Origin of the sequence: Variovorax sp. VRV01 (assembly GCF_014852545.1) — a bacterium.
Lineage (GTDB): Bacteria > Pseudomonadota > Gammaproteobacteria > Burkholderiales > Burkholderiaceae_C > Variovorax > Variovorax beijingensis_A.
This window is the reverse complement of sequence record NZ_JACVBS010000074.1, coordinates 1-387: the sequence shown is the minus strand read 5'-3', so window position 1 is coordinate 387 and position 387 is coordinate 1. Positions and strand designations below refer to the sequence as shown.

Annotated in this window: 1 protein-coding gene; it reads right to left on the bottom strand. The window is 67.2% G+C overall.

The window, feature by feature from the left end; genetic code table 11:
* Nucleotides 1-387, bottom strand: a 387-nt coding sequence (locus tag IB278_RS33655; protein ID WP_263864286.1) for an acyl-CoA dehydrogenase family protein, incomplete at both ends; no start/stop codon positions are given.

The following is a 387-nucleotide window of genomic DNA, read 5'->3' as shown; positions in this document are numbered from 1 at the left end:
CACAAAAGCCTCGCGCGCGGCCTTCAGGCGCTTGAGCACCGCCGCCGCGGCCGCGCTGCTGTCGCTCTTGGCAAGCTCGGCTTCGGTCTTCTCGATCTGCGCCGCAATGGCCCTGGCGGTCTGGCCGCCGTCGCGCGCCGTCTTGCGGCCCACGAGGTCGTTGGCCTGGATCGCGGTGGTGCCTTCGTAGATCGTGAGGATCTTGGCGTCGCGGTAGTACTGCGCCGCACCGGTCTCCTCGATGAAGCCCATGCCGCCATGCACCTGCACGCCGAGCGAGGTCACTTCGAGGCTCATCTCGGTGCTGTAGCCCTTGACCAGCGGCACCATGAATTCGTAGAAGGCCTGGTTCTGCTTGCGCGCCTCGGCATCGGGATGGTGGTGCGC